The sequence below is a fragment of the Acidiplasma cupricumulans genome (assembly GCF_001402935.1).
GTDB classification, from domain to species: Archaea; Thermoplasmatota; Thermoplasmata; order Thermoplasmatales; family Thermoplasmataceae; genus Acidiplasma; species Acidiplasma aeolicum.
Window position 1 is genome coordinate 1 of the sequence record NZ_LKBH01000154.1, and the last position, 1,587, is coordinate 1,587.

2 protein-coding genes are annotated in these 1,587 nt (G+C 32.6%); one reads left to right on the forward strand and one right to left on the reverse strand.

Going from position 1 to position 1,587, the window contains the following annotated elements; all coding sequences use genetic code 11:
• The first annotated feature begins 50 nt into the window (after nt 1-50).
• Nucleotides 51-1,265, forward strand: coding sequence for a CaiB/BaiF CoA transferase family protein (locus AOG55_RS04455; RefSeq protein ID WP_048101222.1), 1,215 nt, complete (start codon nt 51-53; stop codon nt 1,263-1,265).
• Here AOG55_RS04455 and AOG55_RS04460 read toward each other — a convergent pair.
• A partial coding sequence (locus AOG55_RS04460) for a hypothetical protein (RefSeq protein WP_055040953.1) occupies nt 1,262-1,587 on the reverse strand: 326 nt, incomplete at its 5' end. The genes AOG55_RS04455 and AOG55_RS04460 overlap by 4 nt on opposite strands.

A 1,587-nucleotide genomic window follows, 5' to 3' on the forward strand; every position in this document is an offset into this window, starting at 1 on the left:
AAATAATAAATTAACATTAAATATTTATTGTGCTTAAAAATTTATAATTCATGCCTTCAAATTTTGATAATGAATATGCAGAAAAGATATTGAATGGATATAATGTACTGGATTTTACAACCAATATATCTGGTCCCAGTGCAACAGCAATTTTAAGCGACCTTGGTGCAAACGTAATAAAGATTGAGAAACTTCCAGGCGGTGATGATTCAAGATCCATGGAACCCTCGATTGGAGATAAATCTGCATATTTTATTGCAATTAACAGGGGTAAAAAATCCCTGGCGGTAAACATAAAAACCAGAGAGGGACGCAAGATACTGAATAAAATTATAATAAATTCTGATATTATTGTGGAAAATTTTCGCACGGATACTGTTAATTCTTTGGGTCTTGGATATGAAAATATTAAAAAAATTAATGATAAAATTATATATGCATCAATAAGGTCATATGGAAACACAGGTCCATTAATGAACAATCCAGGATACGATGCAATCATACAGGCTGAAACTGGTATAATGAGTGTGAATGGTGCCAGAGCTGGAAAGCCGGCAAGGGTGGCCGTTTCAGTTCTTGATGTGGGTTCTGCCATGTGGCTTGCCATGGGGATACTTGGTGCAGTTATTTATCGTGAAAGAACAGGCAAGGGAATGGAGGTAACTACATCACTTTATGAGACTGGACTTTACTGGATGAATTACTATATAGAATCATATCAAATAACAAAAAAAATACCCAAAAGGGCTGGAAGTGAGCATATGTCCTTTGCACCTTATGGTGCCTTTTTGGCTAGAGATGGATATATTGTCATAGGAATTTCCAACGATAATCTTTTTTCAAGGCTTTCCGAGGCAATTGGAATGCCGGAACTTAAAAATAATCCAGACTACATAACAAACAGGGAAAGGGTCAGACATAGAAAAAAATTAAACCGCCTGCTTGGATCAGTGTTTATTAAAAATACAAGTAGATACTGGATGGATTTATTAAAAAGATACAAGGTTCCGTGTGCAAGGGTAAAAGATGTAAGTGAGGTATTAAAAGATGGGCAAACGAGTGCAATAAATCCATTTCAGGTTATAAATGAAAGTGGTCGTAAATTGAAAATCCAACCAGTGCCGTTTAAACTAAATAATAAATATTTTAAAATAGAAAGACCATCCCCAAGTAATGGAGAAAATACATATGAAATACTTTATAAACTTGGGTACAGTCAGGATGAGATAAAAAAATTAACCTCACTTGGCATAATAAAAATCTAGATTTTCCTGATTCGGAGTTCAATATCCTCATTCTTTTTATATTCAATAAGATTAAAACCAGTATAATCCAGTATTTTTATAAATTTTTCAATGTCATAATTGAACCTATTCGAATCCAGAATTAACTTAACCTCGTCGTTTGTATATATATCAAAATATAAACCCTTAAGTGAGCCGATAAGATAATTGAAAGGATCACCACCACATGTTATTCTTCTGTAATCCTCTATGATCATAAATGAATAAAGCCACAGGAAATAAAAATAATATGTTACAAATATTATTACAAAATTATCATAAATGTTATTAAAATAACGAATTA

Bases quoted from the DNA above. Each gene is read 5' to 3' on its own strand.
- AOG55_RS04455 (WP_048101222.1), top strand. From the start codon at position 51: ATGCCTTCAAATTTTGATAATGAATATGCAGAAAAGATATTGAATGGA.